Genomic DNA, 24,912 nt, shown 5'->3' on the forward strand with positions numbered 1-24,912 from the left:
ATACTCGATTAAGTTTAAGGATGAGGCGGTGCAACCGAATCTCTTTTCAAGACAACCGCCATCTTTTCGCTCGTTCATCATTGCGGTCATCACTTGTTTGGTAGTGCTGTTTTTTAACTGGCGCATGCCACAAGTGATTCAACCTGCAAGAGATGTCTTGTATGCGGCATATAATCCAATTTATGCCTTAGCAAGCTATCCTGTATTGTCGAAAGAATGGCTAAATCAACAAACTAAATCTGAGGCTCAGTTACGTCGTGAAAATACCGCGATGCAAGCTGAATTGCTTCAGGCTCAAGTACGTCTGCAAAAACTCTCTGAACTTTCTGCTGAAAATACCCGTTTACGTGGTTTGCTCGATACGCCATTGATTATCGATGGACGTATGGAAATTGCAGAAGTGATTGGAACCGATGCTGACCCATTGCGTCATATCATTATCATTAACCGTGGTGAAGCCAATCATTTAAAAGTTGGGCAAACCGTTTTAGATGATAAAGGAATCATGGGGCAAATCATCAACGTCTATCCACATAGTAGCCGTGTCATGTTGCTTTCCGATAAAGAACATTCTTTATCTGTACGTTTAGAAAGCTCAGGTATGCGCGCCATCGTGACGGGTACTGGTGATTTAGGACATTTGAAAATGGAATATGTTCCAACAAGTGCCAATATCAAAGTGGGTGATAAAGTTTATAGTTCAGGTTTGGGGCAACATTTCCCAGCAGGCTATTTGGTCGGTTCTGTATCTAAAGTCATGCGTCATAACACGGGTGAGTTTGCGCAAATTGATGTGGTTCCAGCTGCACAATTAGCAGGTGGTCATCATGTTGTGGTACTTTTCTCTGATTCTTTAGCGATGGAGCAGCCAAATGTTGATCGCTAAGAAATTACCTTCTGAAAAGCAACGTAAAGATCCATTATGGATTATTGTTGTCTCAATTATTATTGGTTCAATTTTAGTGGTTTATCCGATGTCCTATGCATTAGCAGGATGGCGGCCACTGTATATGTTTTTAATCATGCTATTTTGGGTGCTGTGTCAGCCTACATGGTGTGGAATTTGGTTTGCATTTACCATGGGGCTATTTACTGACTTATTGTTAGATGCACCTTTGGGGATGAATGCATTGAGCTATGTGCTGATTGCATTTTTAACTCGCTATTTTATTCGAGAAAGACGTGTACTGACATTTAGTAATCTTTGGATTATTAGTATGTTTGCAATTCTCGCGCATTTGGTCTTTACCTTTATGGCGCAAGTGATGGCTGGTACGCATTTTTCGATTACCCGTCATTGGCAAACATTGGTTTCGAGTGTTTTTTGCTGGCCAGTTCTTTATTATTTATTAAGAAGATGGCGCATTTAATTCTGGCCTCAGGCTCGCCAAGGCGTAAAGAGCTGCTTTTACAAGTGGGCTTGGATTTTAGCATCCACAGCCCAGATATTGATGAATCTGTCTTGGAACATGAACAGATTGAGCAGTATGTACAACGTTTGGCTGAAAGCAAAGCCAAAGTGGTACTGAAATTGCACCCGCAAAGCACTGTTATTGCAGCAGATACAAGCTTGGTTTTTGCCAATCAAATTATTGGGAAACCAACATCTAAGCAGCATGCTTTTGAAATATGGACATTATTGTCAGGTCAAAAACATGAAGTGTTGACAGGTGTTTGCGTTGCAAATGCACATCAATTATTGAGTGTCGTGGTTCGTACGGAAGTTGAGTTCCAACAATTCAGTCTGAATGATATGGAAGAATATTGGGCTACAGGCGAACCTTTGGGGAAAGCTGGCGCATATGCAATTCAAGGTATTGCGGCAAAGTATGTGACAGGTATAAATGGTAGTTATAGCAATGTGGTTGGGCTACCGTTGCATGAAACGATACAGTTACTTGATCGTATAGATCAGCGCAGTTGAGGCACTAAATTAACTGCTGAAAAGAATTTTTATAATGTTTTGAGTTTAGTTATGTCTGACGAGTTATTGATTAACGTCACACCTATGGAATGTCGTGTGGCGCTAATTCAAAATGGTACGGTCAACGAACTGTTTGTTGAACGAACTGTTAAACGCGGGTTAGTCGGGAATATTTATAAAGGAAAAGTTGTCCGTGTACTTCCAGGGATGCAAGCAGCCTTTGTCGATATCGGGTTATCTCGTACTGCATTCTTACACATCAATGATATGATTTGGCCGCGTAATCAACCTACGCCAAATGTCTTTGAGTTATTACAACCCGGTCAAATTCTGACGGTTCAAGTGATGAAAGACATGTTGGGAACTAAAGGTGCGCGGCTGAGTACCGATCTTTCTATCCCATCTCGTTATCTTGTCTTGATGCCATATGGCAGTCATATTGGTGTATCGCAACGGATTGAGTCTGAAGAAGAACGTGACCGTTTACGCTCGATGATTGAAAGAATTCAAAGCGAGCATAACTTGCCGGGTTCAGTGATTGTACGTACAGCCGCTGAAGGAATTGAAGAGGCTTCAATTGCTCAAGATATGGCATATTTAGCCAAGCTTTGGGAATTTATTCAGAAAAAACAAAAAATTATTGCAGTACCTTCGCTGATTTTTGAAGAACTTCCTTTACCACAACGTGTTATTCGCGATTTAGCCAATGATGATACGGCAACAATTTATGTAGATTCACGGGAAATACATGCCAAGTTGCAAGAGTTCGTTTGTGAATTTGTACCGAGTATGGAAAGCCGCTTGCAGCACTATCCTGGTGAGCGTCCACTTTTTGATTTGTACAATGTTGAAGAAGATATCCAAAAAGCATTACAAACCCGTGTAGCTTTGAAGTCAGGTGGTTATCTGATGATAGATCAGACTGAAGCGATGACCACAATTGATGTCAATACAGGTTCGTATGTCGGTGGCCGTACGCTAGAAGACACTGTGTTTAAAACCAATATGGAAGCGACACAGGTGATTGCGCGCCAATTACGCTTACGTAATTTAGGTGGCATTATCATTATTGACTTCATTGATATGCAGGAAGCTGTACATCGTGAAGAGGTCATGAACCAGTTTGATAAAATGCTGGAACGTGACCATGCAAAAACCAAGATTACCCAAGTCTCTGAACTTGGCTTAGTTGAAATGACACGTAAACGTACCCGTGAATCATTAGAGCATTTGTTGTGTGAATCATGTCCGACCTGTCAAGGGCGCGGATTTGTGAAAACAGCAGAGACAGTATGTTACGAAATTTTTCGAGAAATCTTAAGATATACCCGTGCTTATGAGTCTAAGAGTGGCTTTACTGTTATCGGTCATCCATCGGTGATTGATCGCCTATTAACTGCGGAAGCCCCAGCTGTCGCGGATTTAGAGCATTTTATTAATCGCGTGATTAAATTCCAAGTCGAAAATTTATACACGCAAGAGCAATACGATATCATTTTGAGTTGAAATTGTAACAGGATGTCGTTAAACAGTTGTTACATCTGAAATTTTACTTTTTGAACTGATTTCACAATACTAGATTACAAAGGTAGCCAAAGACTTTCTCCCTTTCACAGTCTTAGCAAGTGAGGTCATAAAATGAGTGTAAGTGAACAATTAATCAGTCGTAGTATCAAGCATGTGTTGGAAAGCCAGCCTAAAAATACATGTGTTATGTTAGATGACAATGGTCAAGAAGTGAAAATCACTAAAGATATGGTGGTTAATGTCTGTCATCAACTGTTAAATAAGTGTCGTAATGTTAAAGATTAAGGGGCATATATTAGCCCCTTAATTTTTGAATCGATTTATTTTTTATCTCTCAATCAACACTAAAATCAAAACAATTATAAAATCCTATACTGACTTTCGTGCTGCAACAGATTCCTTCGCTTTGTCTTGAGTATCCGATTTTGCCTTGGCTTGAGCGTTTGGCTTTTGATCGGCAAGTGCTACTGAATTTTTCTCTGCAATAATTTGCTCAAACTTTTGGATTTCATTTTCCAAATGCGTGAGAAGATTTTGCAATTTAGGCAGAGATTTACGGCAACCCGTTAAACCGACTTCTAATTTATCTAAATAACTGGTCATGGTGATATTTAGTGCCTGACCATCCAAAACAATAGAAACAGGGTAGAGGGCATCTAATTTAGCGCCATTCCAGTACAAAGGTTCACGTGGTCCAGGTACATTGGAAATGATCACATTAAATGCCTGACGTTTTGGCATAAGTCCTGATGCAATATTGACGCCTGCTGCACCAAAAACGAAAGCACTATAATTTAAGATTTGATCAGAGCTCATACGTTTAAAACGATTTTTTGCATTTTGTACACTGCGTTTAATGATGTCTAAACGCTCTAAAGGACTTTCTTTATGTGTACCTAAATTTGCCAAAATCATGGTGATACGGTTACTCATATCTGAGTCATCATCACGTAATGAGGCTGGAACCATCGCAATCAGCGGTTTTTTCGGTAAAGCTTCTTGTGTGATTAAATAATCACGTAATGCACCTGCACACACCGCAAGTACCACATCATTAATCGTTACACCAAGAGCTTTGGAAATATCTCTAAAACGATCAAGTTCAAAAGACTGAGCAGCGAAACGACGTGATGAACTTACCCGTTGATTAAATAAACTACTCGGCGCTTGAAAGCTTGAAACATAATCGGGGTTTTTCCCCATTTCTTTAAATACAGTTTGGAACAGCTCTTGAGTGACCTTAGGTGCTGCTTCAACTTGCCCTTTTAAGGCAGAGAATATTTTTTTAGCTTTATCCAGTTTGGTTTCTTTTAAACGTTTTGCCCGTTTACCTTCGACACACCAAGGCGGAATAATGGTTTTGGAGTCAGCATCTTTTGAAAATGATTTTTCCACCAGACGCATACCAGCCACACCATCAATCATGGCATGGTGGATTTTAAAATACATGGCAAAGCGATTGCCTTCAATCCCTTCAATAATATGACAGGTCCAAAGTGGCTTTGCTCGGTCAATCAACGAACTGTGTTCCTGTGAAATATAAACCAATAATTCACGGATACGTCCCGGATGAGGTAATGCGATATGACGGAAATGATGATCGATATCAAACTCTTCGTCTTCATCCCAAAACATGCCACTTAAGCGGTTGTTAAAGGGTGGGACAGGAATAGATTTTGAATTACGAATATCTGCAACAAGATCTTGAATGAAGGTAGAAGGCGCATGTTCTGGTATTTCAAATAAGAATAACCCACCAACATGCATGGGTTGTTGACGTTTTTCTAAATTTAAAAAAATAAAATCAATAGGGTGTAATGGGCGCATAGTCTTGGATTGCCTCACTGCAATTTCTACAACAACTCATTTATGAGCTGGTGAATTGTTAGAATTATAGAACCGTGTAACTTGGGTCTGTTGATCATTCGTCCATGTTTACAACGATGTGATGTTAGAAAACATCAGGTACATCGTTACATTTTGTGTTGCCAACAATGCAGCGCTTTGTTGGCATTGTGGGTATAGCTAAAATTTCTCAGTTTGAGTGATGAAACCTGAAAATAGTCTCACTATTTTTTCATGCCTTTGCCTACTCAACTTTAGCCTATAACACAAGCTATAGATGAAATATCAACAAACCTTAGTATAAAACTTTTCTAAGCGTAAAATCCAAGCATTTCGATGAACGTTAAGTTAATAAAAATTCATGAGTTTTAATGAGTTTTCCTGATATTACTTTTTTAAATTGCCTGCGTGTAAGCCACATTCTTTATGTGTTGCTTCTTCCCACCACCAGCGACCTTCGCGTTCATGTTGATTTGGCAATACTGGACGGGTACATGGTTCGCAGCCAATTGAGATAAAGCCTTTTTCATGTAATGGATTATAAGGAATCTCCATCATACGAATATAGTTCCATACATCCGCACTTGACCAATTGGCCAATGGGTTATATTTAATCAGTTGTTTGCCTTCACCAGAAAAACCGCTATCCGCTTGAATGACTGGAATTTCCGTACGTGTACCTGGACTTTGATCTTTGCGTTGCCCAGTAATCCAACCATCTAAAGTGGCTAATTTTTTACGTAGTGGCTGAACTTTTCGGATACCACAGCATTCTTTATGATCATCTTGATAGAAGCTAAATAAACCTTTTTCATTGACCAACTGTTGAACGGCATCGGCTTCTGGAAAGCAAATCTCAATTTTAATCCCATAGTGCTTACGTACGGTTTCAAGAAATTGGTAGGTTTCAGGGTGTAAACGACCTGTATCTAAACTAAAAACACGAAATGGCTTACCTAAATTGTGTGCCATATCGATAAGAACAACATCTTCTGCGCCAGAAAATGAAATTGCAATTTCACCTTGCTGAGAAAGCGCAAGTTCTAAAATTTCAGAAGGTGATTTGTCGGCATACTCAGTCGCAAGTGCGTCCACAAGATCTATGGTTGGAATGGCGGTCATATCTGCTCCTGGCAGTTAGCTTGAAGCTACAATTTTCGTAAACATGTTCAAAAGATATTTGAATTTAAGCATTTTGGCAAAAATTAGGTCAATTCAACTTATGTGAATTGCTGCTTTTGACGATCCAGATATTTTAAAGTAAATGAAATATGCTACTTAGCAGATTAATTAAAATACTTATGAATAAAACAGATTTGTAAATATTGACAAGCCTTATGCATAACCAAATGAAATGGGTTTGCTGTAAAAACTTTCAGCATTCTTTTTAAACTTTAGTGCTATGATAAGCCCAAAATTTTTATCTGACATTTGGGAGAACCCATGGAAATCGTATGTCTTGATCTTGAGGGTGTATTGGTACCAGAAATCTGGATCAATTTTGCTAAAAAAACAGGAATCAAAGAATTAGAAGCAACAACTCGTGATATTCCTGACTATGATGTGTTGATGACTCAACGTTTAAATATTCTTAAACAGCATGGTTTAGGCTTAAATGACATTCAAGCTGTGATTGCAGACATGGGGCCATTTCCGGGTGCAAAAGAGTTTGTAGAATGGTTACGTACCCATTTTCAGTTGATTATTCTTTCAGATACATTTTATGAGTTTGCACATCCGTTGATGCAACAGTTAGGTTGGCCAACAATTTTCTGTCATAAATTAGAAACTGATGAAAATGGTATGATCACTGCGTATAAGTTGCGCCAACCTGATCAAAAACGTGAAGCTGTAAAAGCCTTACATGGTCTAAATTACCGTGTGATCGCAGCAGGCGATTCGTATAACGATACAACCATGTTGGGTGAAGCTGATCATGGTTTCTTATTTGACGCGCCTGAAAATGTGATTCGTGAATTTCCACAGTTCCCGCCAATTCATGGTTATGACGCGCTTAAAGAAGCAATTCGTAAAGCATCTATTCGTGATATTCCAGCTTAATCTAAGATTTAAATCCAAAGGCGCTCAATGCGCCTTTTGTTTTGCTTTGATTTTTAACACACTTTAGTGGATGTTCTGTTTATTTTTAAACGCAAAAACAAACACCAAGCTGGCCAACAAGATAATCATACAAATATAGACATCCGCAGTAAAAATTAAGCCCACTTTATTGACAAAGTATCCAGCAATAATCGCAGGTATACTAAAGGCCAAATAGCTTTCAACAAAAAATGCGGCCATTAAACCTGCACGTTGTTCAGGTAAAGCTAAGGGCATAACAGCACGAATTGCACCCATAAAACCTGTACCAAAGCCAATCCCAGTCACCACAGCACCAATAAACAATAAGATTGGTTGTACCAGATGAATGCCAAGCAAAATAACACTTGAGCCCAAGACAATCGTAATTGCAGCAGTGACTAAAATTTTAAATGTTGGCGCATTGCGCAGGGTTAAAATCCCAACAGCCCCTGAAACTGATAGGGTAATAAACATCATGCCATTCAACCATGCCGATTGCACATGGAAAGCTTGAGCCAGCAATGAAGGCATTAACGAGAGGAAGAACCCACTGACCATCCATAACGAGATATTAATTGGACTTACAATTAAGAGTGCTTTTCGGGTTTGTACTGGAACAGTCAGTTGCGGTTTTAATGATGCCAAAGCACCCACACGTTTAGTTGCGGTTTCAGGGCTAAAAATTGCGATAAATGTGGTAGAGACAAACAGAAAAATGAGTATTTCAAAAATAAGTGTTAATGGAACAGTCGAAAACTCTAAAACAATGCAGGTCATTAGCATACCCGCAGCCATACCAAGCATTGGAGAAATACTATTAATTAAAGAACCCTGTGTTTTACTCAGATCAAGCAAAGCTGCTCCAAACGTAGATGCGGCTAAAGCCGTGGCAATACCTTGCAAACCTCGTGCGATAAACAGCATTTCGATATTGGATGCAAACAAGAAAAAGCCCATGGACATAATTTCTAAAATCAAAGCCACAAAAATAACCGGCTTACGTCCAATATAATCAGACAATGATCCTGCTACCAATAAGGTTAATAGCAATGCAAACGCATAGGTGGCAAAGATAAGCGTTAATAAAACAGGAGAAAAATTGAAGTGTTGTTGATACAAGCGATATAACGGTGTTGGTGCGCTTGAGGCTGCCAAAAAGGCCATTAGGGTAAAAGTATGTGTGTACAGTGCAGCATTATGGCTTAATTTATAGGAAGTCACTTGACGATTAAAATTAGAGTTGCGCATAATCAACATGTACATAAAAGCTATTAATTAGCTTTTATACCGTATTTTGGATTAAACACAAAGGTTTAGCTAAGATGATTTTTGATTAAAGCTGTTCTTCAAGCATTAACCCATTGATAGATTTTCATTTATAGATTTGTAGTGATTTGCTGATGACGAAAGTGGTTACAGGTTTGCGTCCCGGTGGGCGCAGTGCACGAATACAAGCTGCAGTTCATAATGCGGTGCAAACATTACAGCACAATGTTGCTGTGGCAGATTTGACGATTCCGATGATTGCTGAATATGCAGGAGTCACCCCCTCTACGATCTATCGACGTTGGGGAGATTTATCTCAACTGCTTGCAGATGTTGCCTTTAATATTTTACATCCAGACAGTGTACCTGCGGATCTTGGGAGTTTTAAGCAAGACTTATATGCATGGATGGAGCAATATTTTGAGGAATATGCCTCACCCGTTGGGCGTACAATCTTAAGCGATATTGTGGCGGAAAATGATTCGCCAACCTCTGGTAAATGTTATGACTTTTTGATTCAACAGTTAGATATTATTCAGCAACGTGCCCAACAAAGGAATGAAACAAGCATCGACAATCAATTGATTATTGAAATTGTGATTGCACCCATGTTGCATCGGATTCTATTTACCGAACAAGAATCGAGTTTGGACTATATTCACCACTTATTGGCACGTTTGTTTAATTTTGCGGATGTCCTTTAAAACACGACATCCGATTTTGAGAAGTAAACAGGTGCAATCATCTCGGCTTTGAGAAAAACTTAAAGCGCGCCTCGAATCAATGGATAGACATTATCGAGTAGAATTTTTTGTGCCGTTGCATTGGGGTGGATTAAGTCTTTTTGCATCAAACTTTTATTGCCTGCAATTCCATTCATAAAAAACGGATGCATTTTAACTTTGTATTGTTGGCTTAGGATTTGATAATTTTTCTCAAAAGCTTGGCTATAAGCTGCACCATAATTCGGTGGAATTTTCATTCCCAATAAAATGACCGTGGCTTGGCTTTTCTGACTTTGTTGAATTAATTGGGCAAGATTTTTCTGAATCATTTGTGGCGGTTGACCGCGTAAACCATCATTGCCACCCAACTCAATCACCACGATATCAGGTTTATGGCTTTGTAATAGTTTTGGAAAACGCGCCAACGCGCCACTGGTGGTTTCACCACTTACACTGGCATTCACCACATTATGTTGTTTGGGAAATTGTTGGTTTAAGCGTTGCTGTAGTAAGAAAACCCAGCCTTGTTGTGGGCTGATACCATAACCCGCACTTAAGCTATCACCTAAAATCATGATCGTTTTTGCAAAACTACTAACGGGCAACAGACAGATTATGCTAAAAAATAAACAATGAATTAGATTTTTCATCATTTTCAAATTTAACAATTTTTTGATTTGCATATAAGGTACTTTATGATGTCTAAGGTTCAGGATGATTCAACTTCTCCCATCATGCCACAAGTGATAATTTCTGCACAGCAACTTACACAAAAGATAGAATTACCTCATCAAACGCTTACAATTTTTGAAAATCTAAATCTTAATATTTATACAGGTGAACAGGTCGCGATTACTGGACGTTCTGGTTCAGGAAAATCAACTTTATTGGGCATCCTTGCCACTCTCGATCAAGCCAGTGCAGGTCAACTCAGTGTTTGTGGTGAAGCGATTGAGCATTTAAACGAAGAACAACGTGCGTTGATTCGGCTTCAATATATTGGTTTTGTATTTCAATCTTTCCAGTTACTGCCACATCTTTCTGCCTTAGAAAATGTGATGTTACCATTACGCTTACAGAAGAATTTTAATTATGCACACGCAGAACAAAAATCCTTAAGCTTATTGGCCAAAGTCGGTTTAGAACGACAAAGCCAGCAAACCCCGAAAGTATTGTCTGGTGGGGAGCAACAACGGGTTGCCATTGCACGAGCTTTAATTTCTGACCCCAAAATTATTTTTGCCGACGAACCTACAGGCAATTTAGATGAACATACTGCATTTGAAATTGAACAACTCTTGTTTGATTTAAATAAAGAACTTGGTACAACTTTAGTGCTTGTCACTCACGATTCGCAATTGGCCGCACAGTGCCAACGTCATTATGAATTAAAAGATGGTCAATTGATTGAACATGTGCAGACTCCTCAATCGAATGAGGTGGTGTAATGTTGACCTTGTTTAAACCCTTATTTAGGCAAAGTTTTGCCAGTTCAGGTATATATCTGCTGATTATTGCATTGAGTTTAGCCATTAGTGCGACCACCGCATTAAAGTTTAGCAATGATCAAGTCAAACAAGCAGTGACCTTACAAGCTGCCAAAATGCAAGCTGCAGATTTACAACTTAGTGATACAGATCCAATTGACCAACAATGGACCAAACAGGCTGATGATTTAAAATTAAAACAGTCCCATGTCACCATTTTTGGTTCAATGGCCTCTACGCAGGACCAGTTTGTTATGGTCAATGTGAAAGCCATTGACACAGCATTTCCCTTACGTGGTGAATTAAGGATTGCGCCAAAACAAGCCTTACAAAGTGGCGGGGTTTGGCTAAGCAAACGCGCACAAGAATTATTAAAATTAAACCTAGGCGATAGCGTTCAAATTGCCAATGGTCAGTTTAAAGTTACTGGTATCATTGAACATGATTCAAATCAAGAATTAGGCTTTTCTGCCTTTTCGCCAACCGTGATTATCTCTCAAGCAGATGTTGCAAAAACGGGTGCAATTCAAGTTGGAAGTCGGATTGAATATCGTTTGTTGATGGCAGGGGATGCGGAGTCGATTGCAACATATCAGCAATTTTTTAAGACATTTAAAGCGCAAGAAAAGCAAAATGTAAATCTAAAGATTGCACAAAATTCGGATGCAGATTCAGCTTTAAGCGCATCAAGTGCCAATGCATTGACTGAAAATCAGCCAGCAACACACTCACAAACAGATCAATCCATTCAAGATCAACAAAATGCGGATAATGAATTAGATGCACAAAGTAATTTAAGACTACGTAATGCAGATGAGGGCAATTCACGCTTACTTAAACCAATTGAAAACCTCGATACTTTCTTACAATTGGCCAATATTCTGACGATTCTTTTATGTGGTTTAGCCATCGCTTTAACCAGTCAGCGTTATGTACAGCAGAACCAAGATCATATTGCGCTGATGCGTTGCATGGGTGCAACGAAACGGCAGATTTTTCAAACCTATCTCGGGCTATTGAGCGTTGTTATTTTAATCGCCATTGTCATTGGCAGTATTTTAGGACTGATTTTAGGTTATTCATTATTGCAATTGATGTTGCAGATGATTCCGAACCTAGAGTTGCAATTTTCAATGTTGCAGATGTTGGTTGGTCCTTTGCCTATTGCAATTTTTACCAGTGCAATTGTATTGATTGGATTTATTTTACCGAGCTTGTGGCAACTGTTAAATACACCGCCTATTCGGGTGATACGCCAACAAGAAAAGTCGGCACGTTCAATGTTGTGGATGATGGCTACAGGTTTAGTTAGTCTGATTATTTTTAGTTTGGTCTTGACCGAAAATCTGATACTTACTGCGTTGGTGATGGGTGCAGTCATTGTGTTAACAGGTTTGTTATATGCAGTGGTTTGGATGATTTTAAAGACTTTAAAATCAATGAAAAATAGGCTCTCAGCCTATATCCGAACCCCTTCGCAAACCGCTTTACAAATTACCGCTTTGGCATTGGGTTTAAGTCTGATCACGGTACTTGCTGTATTGAGAACTGATTTATTAGAGCGTTGGCAGCAACAATTGCCTGAGGGAACGCCTAACCAGTTTATTTATGGTCTACCACCATTTGAACTGGAGGCTTTTAAACAACAATTGGCACAGCAACACTGGAAAAGCACACCGTTATATCCCAATGTCAAAGGGCGCTTATTGGCAAAAAATGGTCAAGCCTTTCCTGCCCAATTGGTGAAAACCAATAATTCTTTACGTCGTGAGTTAAATCTCACCCAAGCAGATCATTATCCACAAGACAATATCATTGTTGCTGGAGAGGCTCAATTAACTCAAATTGGGCAGGTGTCTGTAGAGGCCAAATTGGCTGAAGAATTGGGCATTAAAATTGGCGATCGTTTAACTTTTAGTTTGCCTGAGGGAAATTTGGACGCGCAAGTTGTGAATTTGCGTACAGTGGAATGGCAAAGCTTTAGTCCAAACTTTTTCTTTATTTTTACTCCAAAGACGTTGGATGAAAACGCAGGCAGCTACTTAGGGAGTTTTTATGTGCCACCGAGTGAAAAAATCAAGATGGTTAATCTGATTCAACAATTTTCCAATACGGTCTTTATTGACGTCTCTTTAATTTTTGATGAAATTAAAAACTTGGTTTCTGTGTTGGTCAAAATCATTACAGTTTTGGCGGTGTTGGTGAGTTTATCTGGCTTTTTAGTGTTGATTGCGTGTATCAATTTGCTGATGGATGAGCGTAAAAAAGAAGTGGCATTGTTACGTTCTTTTGGCAGTTCAAAGCGTCAGTTAAAAAATATGATGAGTTTTGAAATCGGTTTTATTGGATTATTGGCGGGAATCGTTTCCTGTTTCTTTGCGGAGGTGATTAGTGCTGTTGCCAGTTATCGTATGGAAATGGTGGTGCAATTACATTGGGAAATTTGGCTGATTTTACCAATTTCGATGGCAGTGTTGTGCGCATTAATTGGGCGTTACCGATTGAGCTATTTATCCGAAATCCCACCATTGCAAAGTCTACGAGAGTTGAATTAAACCGCTTTGTTTAAGTGGTTTTATCTGGCTGTTTAATTTCAGTTGAGTTTTTAAAAGACTGGTCAGAGAAGACAGTAAATTAAAAATGGCGACCTATAGGTCGCCATTTTTTATACTTTTGAATTGGTTGTACTTTGCAATGTTTTATTGCGGCATAGACAAGCTATTTTAGGGATTAAAAGTTTAATTGCTCACGCATTTGTACAATGGCTTGTTGCCAAAGTGGGCTAAGTGGTCCAACGAGATGCTGGCAATAGAGATAAACCGCATAGGTTGCTGCAATCCCCAAAAGCACAATGATAATATTGGCAGCTTTACCCATTTTGGCACGTTGGGTTGCATACCAAGCCAAAGCCATGACCGCACCCATTAACATCCCACCGATATGGGCAGCATTGTTAATTCCAGAAGCGAAAAAGCCAAAAGCTAAGTTGATCGCAAGTACGGTTAAAAGTGATCTTTTATCTAAAATGAATCTTTGATTCGGGGTAGGTGGGAACAACGACAGGAGTGTTAGTGCACCACCAAGTCCCATCACAGCACCCGATGCACCGGCAGATACATGAGGAAAGAGTTTTTGATCAAAGTTCTGCAGCATTTCGTAGCTATTTCGAATATCCAAATAACCACTTAATAAACTTCCCATGAGTCCAGCAAGGATATAAAGTCCAAGGAAATAAAACTTTCCTAAAGTTTTTTCAGCAACATCACCAAAAATATACAGTGCCCACATGTTCATCATTAGATGCAGGATACCGAAGTGAAAAAACATACTACTGAATAAGCGATATGGTTCCTCTAAGAAGGTTAAAGGTGCATAATCAGCACCCCAACGCAACGCGTCCAACGTTGTCGGGTCAGTAATGTTGACACCTGATAAGACTTGGATGGCAAATAAACCGACATTGATGACAATCAGCAATAAGGTTATTTTACCAATAGAATTGGGTTGGCTATAAGTTGAAAGATCTTGATATTTAGACATGCTATTGCTTAGCTTTTTATAGATAGATTCAGCTTAACATGAAACGTCAGAATTTTCGGAGTAAGCAGCTGACATGAAAGCTTTTATTGTTCGTGCTTTGTTAATTGTGGTCAGTATTTTGATCATGATTCAGCTATGGATTTTCTCAAGTTTAATTTATTGGCGTACTCATGATGTAGAAACCACCATGTTTATGCGTTGGACATATTTGTCTGATTTTGAGCCGATTCAACATCAATGGCGTGACTATGACAAGATCAGTGATAACTTTAAACATGCAATTGTCGCTGCCGAAGATGCCAAATTTCTCGATCATCATGGTTTCGACTGGGATGGTATTGAAAATGCACTACAACGTAATCTAAAAAAAGACAAAGTAGTCGCCGGTGGTTCAACGATCTCTCAACAATTGGCTAAAAATTTATTCTTCTATAATCGTCGCTCATTTATTCGCAAAGGTCAGGAAGCGATTGCCACCACCATGATGGAGCGGATGTGGACTAAACAGCGCATTTTAGAAGTCTATATGAACTCTGTTGAATTTGGTGATCATATCTATGGTGTTGAAGCTGCATCACAACATTACTTTTCTAAGAGCGCGGCAAGTTTAAGTCGTGAGCAGGCCGCATTTTTAGCAGTGATTTTAACCAATCCGAAGTATTATCAAAAAAATCCAGATGATTCTAAGCTTCAATACCGTAAGCGTTTGGTTTTGAAGTATATGCGTTATACCCGTATTCCAGATTGACGCTAAATAAATGAATTTAAAAAAGCACAAATTGATGTGCTTTTTTTATGAAATTGTCACAAATTTGAAGCATACTAGAATTAAGACATTTTTTTGATGCAGGTTTATTGCATGAATACCGCAGTGACGACAACAACGCCTACAGAATATTCTTATAATGAACGATATATAAATCGTGAGCTTTCAATTTTAGATTTCCATTTACGTGTTTTAGAGCAAGCCGTTGATCCTTTACATCCCTTGCTTGAACGTATGAATTTCTTATTGATCTTTTCTCGTAATATGGATGAATTTTTTGAAATCCGTGTTGCAGGAATGATGGAGCAATTAACTTTAGGGAATGAAAGTCGTTCACCAGATGGTTTGACGCCAAAACAAGTTTTAGACCAAATCTCTAAAACTGCACATGAAGCGATTGAGCGTCAGTATCGCATCCTCAATGAAGAAATTTTTCCTAAGTTACGTGAAGAAGATATTTGCTTTTTACGTCGTGGCGAGTTAACGCCTGCACAATCTGTGTGGATTAAAAAATATTTCCAAGAACAAGTTGCACCAGTGCTTACTCCCATTAGCCTTGATCCTGCACATCCATTCCCTCGATTGGTCAATAAAAGTTTGAACTTTATTGTGACTCTAGAAGGGAAGGACGCATTTGGTCGACAAATTGATTTAGCAGTTGTACCAGCGCCACGTTCGCTTCCGCGTGTAGTGCGTTTACCTGATGAGCTTACAGGCGGTAAAGAACATTTTGTGATGTTGTCTGCGATTATTCATGAGCATGTATCGGATTTGTTCCCAGGGATGACAGCTACAGGTTGTTATCAGTTCCGTGTTACACGTAATGCAGATTTGGCACTGAATGAAGATGTAGAAGACTTAGCCAAAGCATTGAAAGGTGAGTTGAGTTCACGTCGTTTTGGTCGAGCAGTACGTTTAGAAGTGACAGAAAACTGTCCAAAACATATTTATGAATATTTGCTTGAAGAATTTGATCTAGAACAAGAACAACTTTATAAAGTGGATGGGCCGGTAAATCTGGCACGTCTTGTGTCAAATTTTAAACGTCCACATATGCGCTATGACTCGCATGTACCCGCGATTCCAAAAGTATTGAAAAAGTCTGAAAATATTTTTTCAGCAATGCAAAAACAAGACATTCTTTTACACCATCCATTTGAATCATTTGCACCAGTTATTAACTTGTTGCGTGAAGCTGCACGTGATCCCCAAGTGTTAGCGATCAAACAAACCTTATATCGTAGTGGTGCTGACTCTGAAATTGTTCAGGTACTTGCAGAAGCGGCACGTAATGGTAAAGAAGTCACTGCTGTGATTGAGTTGCGTGCGCGTTTTGATGAAGAATCGAATATCGCCGTTGCCAATGTATTACAAGAAGCAGGCGCTGTTGTGGTTTATGGCATCGTGGGCTATAAAACGCATGCCAAAATGATCTTGGTGGTACGCCGTGAGAATAATAAGTTAGTACGTTATGTGCATTTGGGTACGGGTAACTACCATGCAACAAATGCTCGTATCTATACTGATTATGGTTTGCTCACTACAGATAAAGAGCTCTGCGAAGATGTACATCGTATTTTCCAAGAATTGACCGGTATGGGAAAAATGGCGAAGTTGAAAAAACTGTTACATGCGCCGTTTACGCTACATGCTCAGTTAATTGCTTTTATTGATGATGAAATTGCCAATGCCAAAGCGGGTAAACCTGCGCAAATTATTGTGAAGGTTAACGCGTTAACTGAAGTTCAATTGATCAATAAATTATATGAAGCTTCGCAAGCAGGGGTGCAAATTGATCTGATTATTCGTTCAATTTGCTGTTTACGTCCTGGGTTGCCAAACCTGTCTGAAAATATTCGAGTACGTTCAATTGTCGGGCGTTTCTTAGAACATACCCGTGTTTATTATTTCGGAAATAATGGCAATCCACGTATTTACTGTTCAAGTGCAGACTGGATGGATCGTAATTTATTTAATCGTGTAGAAGTGTGCTTCCCGATTGAAGATCCAGCATTAAAAAAACGTATTTACCAGCAAGGTTTAGTCAACTACTTAAAAGACAATATCCGCGCTTGGCTGTTGCAAGGCGATGGGACTTGGACTCGTGTGCAACCTAAAGAAGGCGAGGCAATTTACAATGCACAACAAACTTTGCTTGAGCACTTTGTAAATGGTTAAGCCAAGATCATTTGATTGTCTTAAGCCCGATTAAAATTAATCGGGCTTTTTTGTATCAATCAATCGGATTTTAATGAAATTGAATGACTTGGTTGCTATAGATTTAAGTTTTTTAAATCAGCAACCAACGCTTCTAATAAAGCATTGACGTTCTTAAATACTAGGATGATTTAAACTGTTGTGGTTTTAAACTCGATAAAACAGCAGGTAATGCAATTAAATAAATCATCGCGACAACCAACCATATAGCGCCAGTCCATTGTGTTTGGAAATGAAAGTAAAGTGTAGAAAACAACAATGGGGCAATAATCGAGGCCAGACTAATGGTTGATGCGATAACACCTTGAAACTGTCCTTGCTGTGCAGCTGGGATTTTTTGTGAAACAACAGCTTGTAGTGCAGGAGTGCCGATACTTCCTAGGGCAAAGATCGGCATGATTGCAAAAATGATCCAAGCGTGTTGGGTAAAAGCCATGATGATTAATGCCATACATATACATGCCAGACCAATCAGCACGGTATTTCTTTCACCACAATATCGGACTGCATGTTGCGGTATAAATGACTGAACCAGTACTTGGCATAAACCAAAAGTGCCTAAAGAAAGACCAACCCAAAATGTATTCCATTTAAAGGTATCGTGTCCCCAAAGTGCCCAGCAGACACCATAAGCTTCACCGCAGGCGCTAAACAGAAAAAATATCAGCAAAATCGGTAATATACCTTTTTGAGCAAGGATAAAACCAAAACTTTTCAAGGGATTTATTTTTAAACTCGAACGTTGCGAAATAGAAGCTTGAGGGGGGACTAGGAGTGGATTGTTGCTTCGGGATTCAGGGAGTAGCCAGAATGCGATAAGCAAGTTAACGGTTGTTAAAATTGCCGCAACGAAAAAAGGTAGCCGTAACCAATACCCGCCCAATAATCCACCGAGTATAGGACCGATAATAAATCCAATACCAAACATGGCACTCATTAAACCGAAGTATTTTGCTCGATTTTCTTCTGACGTGGTATCAACGATATAGGCTGAAGCCACGGGCATATTGGCACTACTTATTCCAGCAATGATCCGTCCAATGAACAGCAAGATAAGAGAGGATGAGCAAGCAAGAAACAAATAGTTGATTGCAGAACCCGCAAGGGAAATCAGCAGAACAGGTCTTCGACCGATACGGTCACTCAAAGCACCTAAGATCGGGGAGAAAATAAATTGCATAAGCGCATATAGGCTTAGGAAAACCCCCATTAACAAGGCAACGTTATGCTGATGGCCCAGGTCTTTCAGTAGTGAGGGAAGCAGGGGGAATACGATGCCAATGCCAATTGCATCTAAGACAATCGTTGAAAAAATAATATATAAAGGTCGGTTCATACGCGTCCTATCGAAAATTCAGGCACAGAAAACTGTGGAAACCTGTTAACGATGCTTGGAAGATTCAAGCCCTGTGGAACGCTGACCAATGCGAAGAATTGGATATGTGTCGACGAGATGGATTCATGCTTTTAAAACAAGCTGAGGATAGGTCGATTTTTCGCGATTTTTATCGTAACAATACATACAAAAATAAGCGATTATTTTTGTACTGGTCAAAGATTATCATGCTTGATCTAGTAAAAACAAGATCGTTTTAATTTTGCTTATGCTGATGTGATCTATAGGCTTTTTAGATATTCAATAAAAAAGGAGTCAATCATGACTCCTTTTTAGTATTGGAAAATTAACGTAAATTTGGCGTGATTTTTTGAAGAATTTGTACCAACACATCAAATTCACTTTGTAGTGGTGTACTTTTACGTGTAACTAAAGCCAAAGTGCGTGATGGTGCATTCTCAATAGGTTTAACCACAATCTGATCATTGTTTTTCAGCATATGTGCATGAATTGCAATCTCAGGAAGCAGTGTATAGCCTAAGTTTGAACTGACCATTTCCACTAAAGTTGGCAATGAGCTTGCTTTTAAACGGTGATCATTTTTACGCTCACCGATTGGGCAAACACTTAAGGTATGATCACGTAGGCAATGACCTTCTTCAAGGAGCATAAGATGAGAAAGATCTAAATCATCTAAGCTTCTTGCATTCATCGCATTTTGATCTGCTTTATTGCAGACTAAGAATAAATCTTCTTTCGCAATTTCAGCAACTTTCAAACCACGTGTGTCGAATGGTAAAGCCAGCATGATCACATCTAGATTGCCATGCTCAAGTTTTTCAACAATTTTTTCACTTTGTGCTTCATGCAGATGCAACTGAATTTTTGGAAGTTGTTTATGCACTTCTTCCAAAAGCTGCGACAAAATGAAAGGGGCGATGGTTGGAATAATCCCTAAATGCAAATCACCAGTTAACGGTTCACTCATTTCTCGACTTAACCGCATCAAGTCCTGAGCATCGGCGAGTAGAACACGGGCTCGGGCAACAACTTGCTCACCTAGAGGAGTTAAACGTACGTTTTGGCGATCACGTTCTACGAGTACGCCACCCAATAAACGTTCTAACTCCATGATTCCACCAGATAAAGTAGATTGAGTTACAAACGAACGGCGCGCTGCTTCAGTGAAGTGCAGCGTCTCAGACAATGTCACTAAATATGACAACTGTCTTAGGGATGGTAATGCAGCCATAGTGTCCTAATGCTTATGATTTAAAATGATGTGCAAATAACCCGCTAAGTTGAGGAACAAAATGCGGTGGGATATCATGCCCCATTCCCTCAATTAATTCAAATTTAGCGCCTGAAATTGCTTTAGCAACTGCCTTACCATGACTTGGAGGTAGTAACCGATCTTTAGAGCCATGTAACACTAAAGTTGGCTTTTTGATCTGCTTATCCAATTTAAGTAAGGAACCTGTACATAATATTGCTAAAAACTGTTGAAGTACACCCGCTGGATGATAACTACGACGATATAATTTACGTGCAGTTTGAATTGCTTCAACTTGGTTGATATAACCAGGTGAACCAATCATATGAAAAACCTTCAAGGAATGATTCACAATTCCTTCTTCATCACGTGATTCAGGTTTACCAATGAGACTAAAGAGTTGTTTTGGAAATGGTGGAGGTAGCAAAGGTTGATTATTACTGGTAAAGAGTAAGCCGACTTTATCAATTTTCTCAGGATATTTTGCAGCTAAAATTTGAGAAATCATACCACCCATTGAAGCACCCAAAATATGTGGTTTTTCAATGCCTAGACGATCAATCAATAATGCAACATCATCCGCCATATCAAATAAGTTATAAGGCGCGCCGTCATTCGGTAAGCCCAAAGCAAAGCGACCCATCAGCTTATAAGAGTTTAAACGTGGACCTTGGTGGCGAATTTTTGAAGATAAGCCAATATCACGATTATCAAAGCGGATCACATGAAAGCCTTGATCAATCAGTGATTTACAAAAAAAATCAGGCCAAAATAACATTTGCGCACCCAAACCCATAATCAACAGAATGGTCGGGTGTTGTGGATTTCCACCAGTTTCAACATGAAGTTGAATACCATTTCCTAAATCGACTTTGGTTTCATTCATGAACGATGCATAAGGTGAAACTTGAAATTGAAGTGCGCTATTCATTGTTATTTTCCTAAGCAAGGATATTCTTTGATTAAAAAATATCCTTGCTATTAAAACCTTAAACCGATGCAGGAATCAAGTCTGGAACCAGTTTTGTTAATGTTAAACGCTGTTTTCCAGCAGTTGCACCTAACAATACAAAACCACGTAAGGTACCTTCAGCATCTGTTGCTTTAGATAACATTCCATCTTCAAACTCTTCATTCTCCCATGTAACATCTACATCAATTGGAGCAGGAAGTACAGTCAAAGGTGCAGCTGGGGTTTTCACTGCGACTGGCATTGCAGGGTAGTGCACAGTGGTGGTTTGTCCACTCAAGGTTTTGGCCAATGCACGCGCTTGTTGCATGATTGGCATGACAAATGGCAAAAGTGTTCCATTCACTTCGGCACAGTCACCGATGGCAAAAATATCTGCTTGACTGGTTTCGAGCAAGGTATTGGTAATTACACCACGACTGGTGTTGATTTCTGTAGCTTTGGCCAAGGCAATATTAGGTTGTAAGCCAATTGCAGAAAGCACAACATCCGCGAGCAAGGACTGACCACTGGCCAATGAAACGATATAACCACGCTCAGATTTAGAAACTTTTTCTACAGTGGTGCCCAAGGCAAATTTGATTCCTGATTGTTCAAGATTGTCTTTAAATGCTTGTGCAACATGATTAGGCAATAAACGCCCTAAAGGTTGTGGTGCTAAGTCGATCACCGTAACCTGATGCCCAGTATTTTGTAAGTCATTGGCAAATTCACAACCAATTAAGCCTGCACCTAAAATCACCACACGCTTGTTACCACATTCACCCGTGCTGCAATTGTCTAAAGTTTCACGGAATGCGCGATAGTCAATCAGTGAGTTAACCACATGAATATCATCACTTCCATCCCCAGCAATCGCTAATCGAATTGGATTTGCGCCCACGGCAAGAATAAGTTTTGAGTAGCCTTGAGTTGAAGGTTGTCCATCTTTTTCAAGGGTTAATTCATGTTTCTCTGCATCAATACTTTTAACCCATGTCTCTTTTTCAATCCGCATGTTCAGTTGGCTACTCATCTTTTCAGCATCGCCTAAACCAATTTGTTCAGGTGCTTTTTTCCCAACCAATGCATTAGATAGGGTAGGTTTTGCATAATTCACCGCATCATCTGCGCAAATCATCACCAATTCCTGTTCGGTGTTTAACTTACGAAATTCTCTTGCAAGGGTATAACCCGCCATGCCAGAACCTATGATGATGATCGGTTGCATATCTTTCTCCATACCTGTTTCAAATTTAGAGGTGAATTGAATAATTTTGTATTGTTGAAAATAAATGTAAAAAAGACCATGTAAACATGGTCTTTACGCAATATCTTAGATTTCTACCATTTCAAAGTCTGCTTTAGAAACACCGCAGTCTGGGCATGTCCAGTCATCAGGAATGTCTTCCCACTTGGTACCTGCTGCGATGCCATCTTGTGGCCAACCTTCTGCTTCGTCATAAATCCAACCACAAACGATGCATTGATATTTCTTCATCTGATTCTCCGATATCTGACAGATGCATTGTTTTTTCTGTCAGTAAAATTCCTTCTGCTGCTTGACTCAAATAATATGCAAATAAAATGTGTACATATTCCTCTAAATTCTTACGCAGTTCTGTATCTAAAGTAAAGTAAATATCGGAGTTTATCTAACTAATCTTAAAGCTGAATGGCAGCTCAGGACAAAAGCGATGTTTATTATGCCAACTTTGTCAGACAATTTTAATTACAACACTGTCATAACAAGGGATGAGCACTGATATAAAAGTTTAAAAATATTTGAATTTAGACAAAGGTCTAGATGAATATTTTAGCCAAAAATATTAAGCTAGAATTAGCTCATTCTATAGCCATTATTTTGTGTGAAAATGGACTTAATAAATTCAACAACTTAGCGTGACTTTAATGTTGAATAGGTAGCGGGCTGCTGTCAATTTTGGCTAATAAACGTTAAAATTCACGTATTATTTATCTTTTTTAAATCTCCCTCCCATGATGAACATGTCTACTGCTTTGTGGTCAAGTATTCGTACTGTCCAAAACTTCCCAAAACCAGGTATTTGTTTTTATGATTTAACCCCATTGTTTATGAACAATCTTGTGGCGTTAACCGATGCATTGATTGCGAGTATTCCTGTAGAGCAATTAGATGCCGTGGATAGTTTTGTTGCAGTTGAGGCACGAGGTTTTGTTTTAGCCAGCTTATTGGCACAACGTACTGGCAAAGGCTTATTGTTGGTTCGTAAAGCAGGTAAGTTGCCACCTCCAGTAGTTGGTGTGGGTTATAGCTTAGAATATGGTTTAGATCGCTTGGAAATGTCAGCGGATATCGCAGCACAAAAAGTGATTATTGTAGATGATGTATTGGCTACAGGTGGTACTTTAAAAGCTGTCAATCAATTGATGCATAAATGCCAACATACGGTATTGGGTGCAAGTATTTTTCTTGATCTACCTGATTTACATCAAGATCTTGGTTTAAAGATTTGGTCAGTGCTCGATGAGCATTCCAAGCCAGTTGAAAAAGCGGTTGCTTAAAGGCAATAACAGGTTAAGTTTTCGGGCTACCTGCTTGTGATTAAATACTTAAATCATTTGTTTGTCTGTCTTGTCGTGAAAAAAGCCTTGTAAATACAAGGCTTTTTTAGTTAGAGAGCAGCGAACTGTACTTTGAAAATTTTATTTCAAGCAATAAAGGTTTGTTCCATATATTCAATTAAATGATTTAGGTTTTCAGGTTGGACTAAACGATGGTGTCCACCTTCAACAGCTTTAATCTGCATATATGACTCTAGTTGTTCAAGCACTTTATACATATCTAAAACCTCATCACCCAGTTCCAGATAAGCAATTTGTGGAATGTCATGGTCTAAATCATGTTCATCAATCGCTGCATAGTCTTCACGGAAATCTGGATTTAAGCTCGGATTGGCAAGGATTGCAGGAATTCGATGTTGCTGTGACATTTTTAATGCCCAATACCCCCCTAAACTATGACCTACCAGTAAATCGGGTTTAATCTTTTCGATAATATCGTGATAAAAACACTCAACCGTTTTGTAGTTAAGGTTACGATAATCCACGTTAATACAATATTTTTTTTCAGCATTTATGGCATGGAATTTTGTCGATTCTTTAGATGAATCTAGTCCATGTAAAAATAAGATTTTAGAATGAATACTCTTCATTGTTATCGTTTTCATATGGTCTTTCTTTATTGAGCAAAGGTAGAAATTGAACAAAGCTAGAAAAAGTTATCAATGGATTTAAAATTTTCCATTTAACTATTTTTATATTCAAATATTCTACTTAGCTGCACTTTTTTAAAAACTTAGATTTTGGTCTAAGAGTGTTGTGTAACAGATCAATATGCTTGTTATTTATTGTTTAACATATTGAATGTTTAGGTTTAAATTTTTAGGGTGATGGATTTTTATTAACAAAAATTAATCATTCTGGGTTTTTATTGTACTAAGCTATAGATTGGATCAATAAAATAAGAGAAAGAAATGATGACTTTAAGCTATGACATTGTCATTCAAGCGAATGCACAAACAGTATGGAATATCCTGTGGGATACCCATACTTATTCCAAATGGACCCAACCGTTTTCGGAAACTTCGCAGATGCAGTCTGACTGGAAAATTGGCGGGGAAACCTTATTTCAGGATGCCAGCGGCAATGGTATGGTCGCAACCATTGTAGAGTTGGAGCAGTTTAAAAAAGTGGTATTTAAACATTTGGGTGTTTTGAAAAATGGTGTTTTAGATTCAACAAGTGAAGATGTTCAAAGTTGGAGTGGCTCTTTAGAAAAATATTTCTTAAATGAACAGGGTGCAACAACCACATTATCTGCTGAAATAGAAACCTCTGAGGAATATAAGGACATGATGGATCGTGCTTTCCAGCAAGGGTTTGCCATAGTCAAATCATTGGCTGAACAAAACCATTAAGAAACTTAGCACTTTC

General features: G+C 38.9%; 24 protein-coding genes. 13 read left to right on the forward strand and 11 right to left on the reverse strand.

From position 1 onward, the window contains the following. The first annotated feature begins 28 nt into the window (after positions 1-28). From mreC to ACQ7EO_RS05785, 5 genes are all read left to right on the forward strand, one after another. A complete protein-coding gene (gene mreC / locus ACQ7EO_RS05765; protein WP_004717416.1) occupies positions 29-886 on the forward strand; it encodes a rod shape-determining protein MreC in 858 nt (285 codons plus the stop codon). Further along, entirely contained in the window at positions 873-1,370 is a 498-nt protein-coding gene (gene mreD / locus ACQ7EO_RS05770) for a rod shape-determining protein MreD (protein ID WP_270383700.1), read from the forward strand. Before mreC ends, mreD begins: the two co-directional genes overlap by 14 nt. Continuing rightward, the gene (locus ACQ7EO_RS05775; protein WP_434279125.1) at positions 1,358-1,924 is read left to right on the forward strand and encodes a Maf family nucleotide pyrophosphatase; all 567 of its coding nucleotides are present in this window, start codon (positions 1,358-1,360) and stop codon (positions 1,922-1,924) included. Before mreD ends, ACQ7EO_RS05775 begins: the two co-directional genes overlap by 13 nt. A 51-nt stretch (positions 1,925-1,975) precedes the next feature. Then, complete coding sequence (gene rng, locus ACQ7EO_RS05780; protein ID WP_434279126.1) at positions 1,976-3,430, forward strand: ribonuclease G; 1,455 nt, start codon at positions 1,976-1,978, stop codon at positions 3,428-3,430. 132 nt (positions 3,431-3,562) lie between these two features. Further along, positions 3,563-3,736, forward strand: a complete 174-nt coding sequence (locus ACQ7EO_RS05785) for a PA1571 family protein (protein WP_004717412.1) — start codon at positions 3,563-3,565, stop codon at positions 3,734-3,736. 84 nt (positions 3,737-3,820) lie between these two features. Here the strand turns inward: ACQ7EO_RS05785 and ACQ7EO_RS05790 are convergent, their stop codons facing one another. Then, positions 3,821-5,278, reverse strand: coding sequence for a WS/DGAT/MGAT family O-acyltransferase (locus ACQ7EO_RS05790; protein ID WP_434279127.1), 1,458 nt, complete (start codon positions 5,276-5,278; stop codon positions 3,821-3,823). Between the two features lie 405 nt (positions 5,279-5,683). Beyond that, complete coding sequence (locus tag ACQ7EO_RS05795) at positions 5,684-6,418, reverse strand: phosphoadenylyl-sulfate reductase (protein ID WP_004717410.1); 735 nt, start codon at positions 6,416-6,418, stop codon at positions 5,684-5,686. Positions 6,419-6,739: 321 nt separating this feature from the next. Here ACQ7EO_RS05795 and thrH point away from each other — a divergent pair, with 321 nt between their 5' ends. Further along, complete coding sequence (gene thrH, locus ACQ7EO_RS05800; RefSeq protein ID WP_004717409.1) at positions 6,740-7,357, forward strand: bifunctional phosphoserine phosphatase/homoserine phosphotransferase ThrH; 618 nt, start codon at positions 6,740-6,742, stop codon at positions 7,355-7,357. Positions 7,358-7,420: 63 nt separating this feature from the next. Here thrH and ACQ7EO_RS05805 read toward each other — a convergent pair whose 3' ends face one another. Beyond that, positions 7,421-8,626 carry an MFS transporter gene (locus tag ACQ7EO_RS05805; protein WP_434279128.1) on the reverse strand — a complete coding sequence of 402 codons (1,206 nt, stop codon included), beginning with the start codon at positions 8,624-8,626 and terminating at the stop codon, positions 7,421-7,423. A 152-nt stretch (positions 8,627-8,778) separates the two neighbouring features. Here ACQ7EO_RS05805 and ACQ7EO_RS05810 point away from each other — a divergent pair, with 152 nt between their 5' ends. After that, entirely contained in the window at positions 8,779-9,348 is a 570-nt protein-coding gene (locus tag ACQ7EO_RS05810; RefSeq protein WP_434279129.1) for a TetR/AcrR family transcriptional regulator C-terminal ligand-binding domain-containing protein, read from the forward strand. A gap of 59 nt (positions 9,349-9,407) precedes the next feature. Here ACQ7EO_RS05810 and ACQ7EO_RS05815 read toward each other — a convergent pair whose 3' ends face one another. After that, positions 9,408-10,022: an arylesterase gene (locus ACQ7EO_RS05815; RefSeq protein ID WP_434279130.1), complete on the reverse strand. Its 615-nt coding sequence runs from the start codon at positions 10,020-10,022 to the stop codon at positions 9,408-9,410. Between the two features lie 45 nt (positions 10,023-10,067). On the opposite strand from ACQ7EO_RS05815, the gene ACQ7EO_RS05820 reads away from it, so the two are divergent. Next, on the forward strand, positions 10,068-10,817 hold the full coding sequence (locus ACQ7EO_RS05820) for an ABC transporter ATP-binding protein (protein WP_034610789.1): 750 nt from the start codon (positions 10,068-10,070) through the stop codon (positions 10,815-10,817). Beyond that, positions 10,817-13,411 (forward strand): ABC transporter permease, encoded by a 2,595-nt coding sequence (locus ACQ7EO_RS05825; protein ID WP_434279131.1) that lies wholly within the window; start codon positions 10,817-10,819, stop codon positions 13,409-13,411. The genes ACQ7EO_RS05820 and ACQ7EO_RS05825 overlap by 1 nt, the downstream gene beginning before the upstream one ends. Before the next feature lie 175 nt (positions 13,412-13,586). Here the strand turns inward: ACQ7EO_RS05825 and ACQ7EO_RS05830 are convergent, their stop codons facing one another. Further along, positions 13,587-14,396 (reverse strand): rhomboid family intramembrane serine protease, encoded by an 810-nt coding sequence (locus ACQ7EO_RS05830; RefSeq protein WP_434279132.1) that lies wholly within the window; start codon positions 14,394-14,396, stop codon positions 13,587-13,589. Positions 14,397-14,469: 73 nt separating this feature from the next. Between ACQ7EO_RS05830 and mtgA the strand changes: the two genes are divergently transcribed. Together mtgA and ppk1 are read left to right on the forward strand one after the other, a co-directional pair. Continuing rightward, positions 14,470-15,144: a monofunctional biosynthetic peptidoglycan transglycosylase gene (gene mtgA / locus ACQ7EO_RS05835; RefSeq protein WP_096734830.1), complete on the forward strand. Its 675-nt coding sequence runs from the start codon at positions 14,470-14,472 to the stop codon at positions 15,142-15,144. Positions 15,145-15,255: 111 nt separating this feature from the next. Beyond that, on the forward strand, positions 15,256-17,340 hold the full coding sequence (gene ppk1, locus ACQ7EO_RS05840) for a polyphosphate kinase 1 (RefSeq protein ID WP_004823258.1): 2,085 nt from the start codon (positions 15,256-15,258) through the stop codon (positions 17,338-17,340). A 160-nt stretch (positions 17,341-17,500) separates the two neighbouring features. Here the strand turns inward: ppk1 and ACQ7EO_RS05845 are convergent, their stop codons facing one another. The 5 genes from ACQ7EO_RS05845 to rubA all read right to left on the reverse strand — a co-directional run bounded on the left by ACQ7EO_RS05845 (position 17,501) and on the right by rubA (position 22,438). Then, the gene (locus tag ACQ7EO_RS05845) at positions 17,501-18,715 is read right to left on the reverse strand and encodes a TCR/Tet family MFS transporter (RefSeq protein WP_434279133.1); all 1,215 of its coding nucleotides are present in this window, start codon (positions 18,713-18,715) and stop codon (positions 17,501-17,503) included. 346 nt (positions 18,716-19,061) lie between these two features. Further along, on the reverse strand, positions 19,062-19,967 hold the full coding sequence (gene oxyR, locus ACQ7EO_RS05850) for a LysR family transcriptional regulator OxyR (protein ID WP_004717396.1): 906 nt from the start codon (positions 19,965-19,967) through the stop codon (positions 19,062-19,064). A gap of 13 nt (positions 19,968-19,980) precedes the next feature. Then, positions 19,981-20,919, reverse strand: coding sequence for an esterase EstB (gene estB, locus ACQ7EO_RS05855; protein WP_004823254.1), 939 nt, complete (start codon positions 20,917-20,919; stop codon positions 19,981-19,983). A gap of 58 nt (positions 20,920-20,977) precedes the next feature. Continuing rightward, a complete protein-coding gene (locus ACQ7EO_RS05860; protein ID WP_239045174.1) occupies positions 20,978-22,168 on the reverse strand; it encodes an NAD(P)/FAD-dependent oxidoreductase in 1,191 nt (396 codons plus the stop codon). A gap of 105 nt (positions 22,169-22,273) precedes the next feature. Further along, the gene (gene rubA / locus ACQ7EO_RS05865) at positions 22,274-22,438 is read right to left on the reverse strand and encodes a rubredoxin RubA (protein WP_004678010.1); all 165 of its coding nucleotides are present in this window, start codon (positions 22,436-22,438) and stop codon (positions 22,274-22,276) included. A 497-nt stretch (positions 22,439-22,935) separates the two neighbouring features. Here rubA and ACQ7EO_RS05870 point away from each other — a divergent pair, with 497 nt between their 5' ends. After that, positions 22,936-23,481, forward strand: coding sequence for an adenine phosphoribosyltransferase (locus tag ACQ7EO_RS05870; protein WP_004823251.1), 546 nt, complete (start codon positions 22,936-22,938; stop codon positions 23,479-23,481). 146 nt (positions 23,482-23,627) lie between these two features. On the opposite strand, the gene ACQ7EO_RS05875 is transcribed toward ACQ7EO_RS05870, so the two are convergent. Beyond that, positions 23,628-24,131 (reverse strand): YqiA/YcfP family alpha/beta fold hydrolase, encoded by a 504-nt coding sequence (locus ACQ7EO_RS05875; RefSeq protein ID WP_244015992.1) that lies wholly within the window; start codon positions 24,129-24,131, stop codon positions 23,628-23,630. Positions 24,132-24,452: 321 nt separating this feature from the next. Here ACQ7EO_RS05875 and ACQ7EO_RS05880 point away from each other — a divergent pair, with 321 nt between their 5' ends. Then, positions 24,453-24,896 carry an SRPBCC family protein gene (locus tag ACQ7EO_RS05880; protein WP_096734826.1) on the forward strand — a complete coding sequence of 148 codons (444 nt, stop codon included), beginning with the start codon at positions 24,453-24,455 and terminating at the stop codon, positions 24,894-24,896. Positions 24,897-24,912 lie beyond the last annotated feature (16 nt).

The organism is Acinetobacter sp. CE-15 (assembly GCF_051059255.1).
In the GTDB taxonomy this organism is placed as follows: Bacteria; Pseudomonadota; Gammaproteobacteria; order Pseudomonadales; family Moraxellaceae; genus Acinetobacter; species Acinetobacter guillouiae.

Bases quoted from the DNA above. Each gene is read 5' to 3' on its own strand.
- mreD (WP_270383700.1), top strand. From the start codon at position 873: ATGTTGATCGCTAAGAAATTACCTTCTGAAAAGCAACGTAAAGATCCA.
- ACQ7EO_RS05775 (WP_434279125.1), top strand. From the start codon at position 1,358: ATGGCGCATTTAATTCTGGCCTCAGGCTCGCCAAGGCGTAAAGAGCTG.
- rng (WP_434279126.1), top strand. From the start codon at position 1,976: ATGTCTGACGAGTTATTGATTAACGTCACACCTATGGAATGTCGTGTG.
- ACQ7EO_RS05785 (WP_004717412.1), top strand. From the start codon at position 3,563: ATGAGTGTAAGTGAACAATTAATCAGTCGTAGTATCAAGCATGTGTTG.
- ACQ7EO_RS05790 (WP_434279127.1), bottom strand. From the start codon at position 5,278: ATGCGCCCATTACACCCTATTGATTTTATTTTTTTAAATTTAGAAAAA.
- ACQ7EO_RS05795 (WP_004717410.1), bottom strand. From the start codon at position 6,418: ATGACCGCCATTCCAACCATAGATCTTGTGGACGCACTTGCGACTGAG.
- thrH (WP_004717409.1), top strand. From the start codon at position 6,740: ATGGAAATCGTATGTCTTGATCTTGAGGGTGTATTGGTACCAGAAATC.
- ACQ7EO_RS05805 (WP_434279128.1), bottom strand. From the start codon at position 8,626: ATGCGCAACTCTAATTTTAATCGTCAAGTGACTTCCTATAAATTAAGC.
- ACQ7EO_RS05810 (WP_434279129.1), top strand. From the start codon at position 8,779: ATGACGAAAGTGGTTACAGGTTTGCGTCCCGGTGGGCGCAGTGCACGA.
- ACQ7EO_RS05815 (WP_434279130.1), bottom strand. From the start codon at position 10,022: ATGATGAAAAATCTAATTCATTGTTTATTTTTTAGCATAATCTGTCTG.
- ACQ7EO_RS05820 (WP_034610789.1), top strand. From the start codon at position 10,068: ATGTCTAAGGTTCAGGATGATTCAACTTCTCCCATCATGCCACAAGTG.
- ACQ7EO_RS05825 (WP_434279131.1), top strand. From the start codon at position 10,817: ATGTTGACCTTGTTTAAACCCTTATTTAGGCAAAGTTTTGCCAGTTCA.
- ACQ7EO_RS05830 (WP_434279132.1), bottom strand. From the start codon at position 14,396: ATGTCTAAATATCAAGATCTTTCAACTTATAGCCAACCCAATTCTATT.
- mtgA (WP_096734830.1), top strand. From the start codon at position 14,470: ATGAAAGCTTTTATTGTTCGTGCTTTGTTAATTGTGGTCAGTATTTTG.
- ppk1 (WP_004823258.1), top strand. From the start codon at position 15,256: ATGAATACCGCAGTGACGACAACAACGCCTACAGAATATTCTTATAAT.
- ACQ7EO_RS05845 (WP_434279133.1), bottom strand. From the start codon at position 18,715: ATGAACCGACCTTTATATATTATTTTTTCAACGATTGTCTTAGATGCA.
- oxyR (WP_004717396.1), bottom strand. From the start codon at position 19,967: ATGGCTGCATTACCATCCCTAAGACAGTTGTCATATTTAGTGACATTG.
- estB (WP_004823254.1), bottom strand. From the start codon at position 20,919: ATGAATAGCGCACTTCAATTTCAAGTTTCACCTTATGCATCGTTCATG.
- ACQ7EO_RS05860 (WP_239045174.1), bottom strand. From the start codon at position 22,168: ATGCAACCGATCATCATCATAGGTTCTGGCATGGCGGGTTATACCCTT.
- rubA (WP_004678010.1), bottom strand. From the start codon at position 22,438: ATGAAGAAATATCAATGCATCGTTTGTGGTTGGATTTATGACGAAGCA.
- ACQ7EO_RS05870 (WP_004823251.1), top strand. From the start codon at position 22,936: ATGATGAACATGTCTACTGCTTTGTGGTCAAGTATTCGTACTGTCCAA.
- ACQ7EO_RS05875 (WP_244015992.1), bottom strand. From the start codon at position 24,131: ATGAAGAGTATTCATTCTAAAATCTTATTTTTACATGGACTAGATTCA.
- ACQ7EO_RS05880 (WP_096734826.1), top strand. From the start codon at position 24,453: ATGATGACTTTAAGCTATGACATTGTCATTCAAGCGAATGCACAAACA.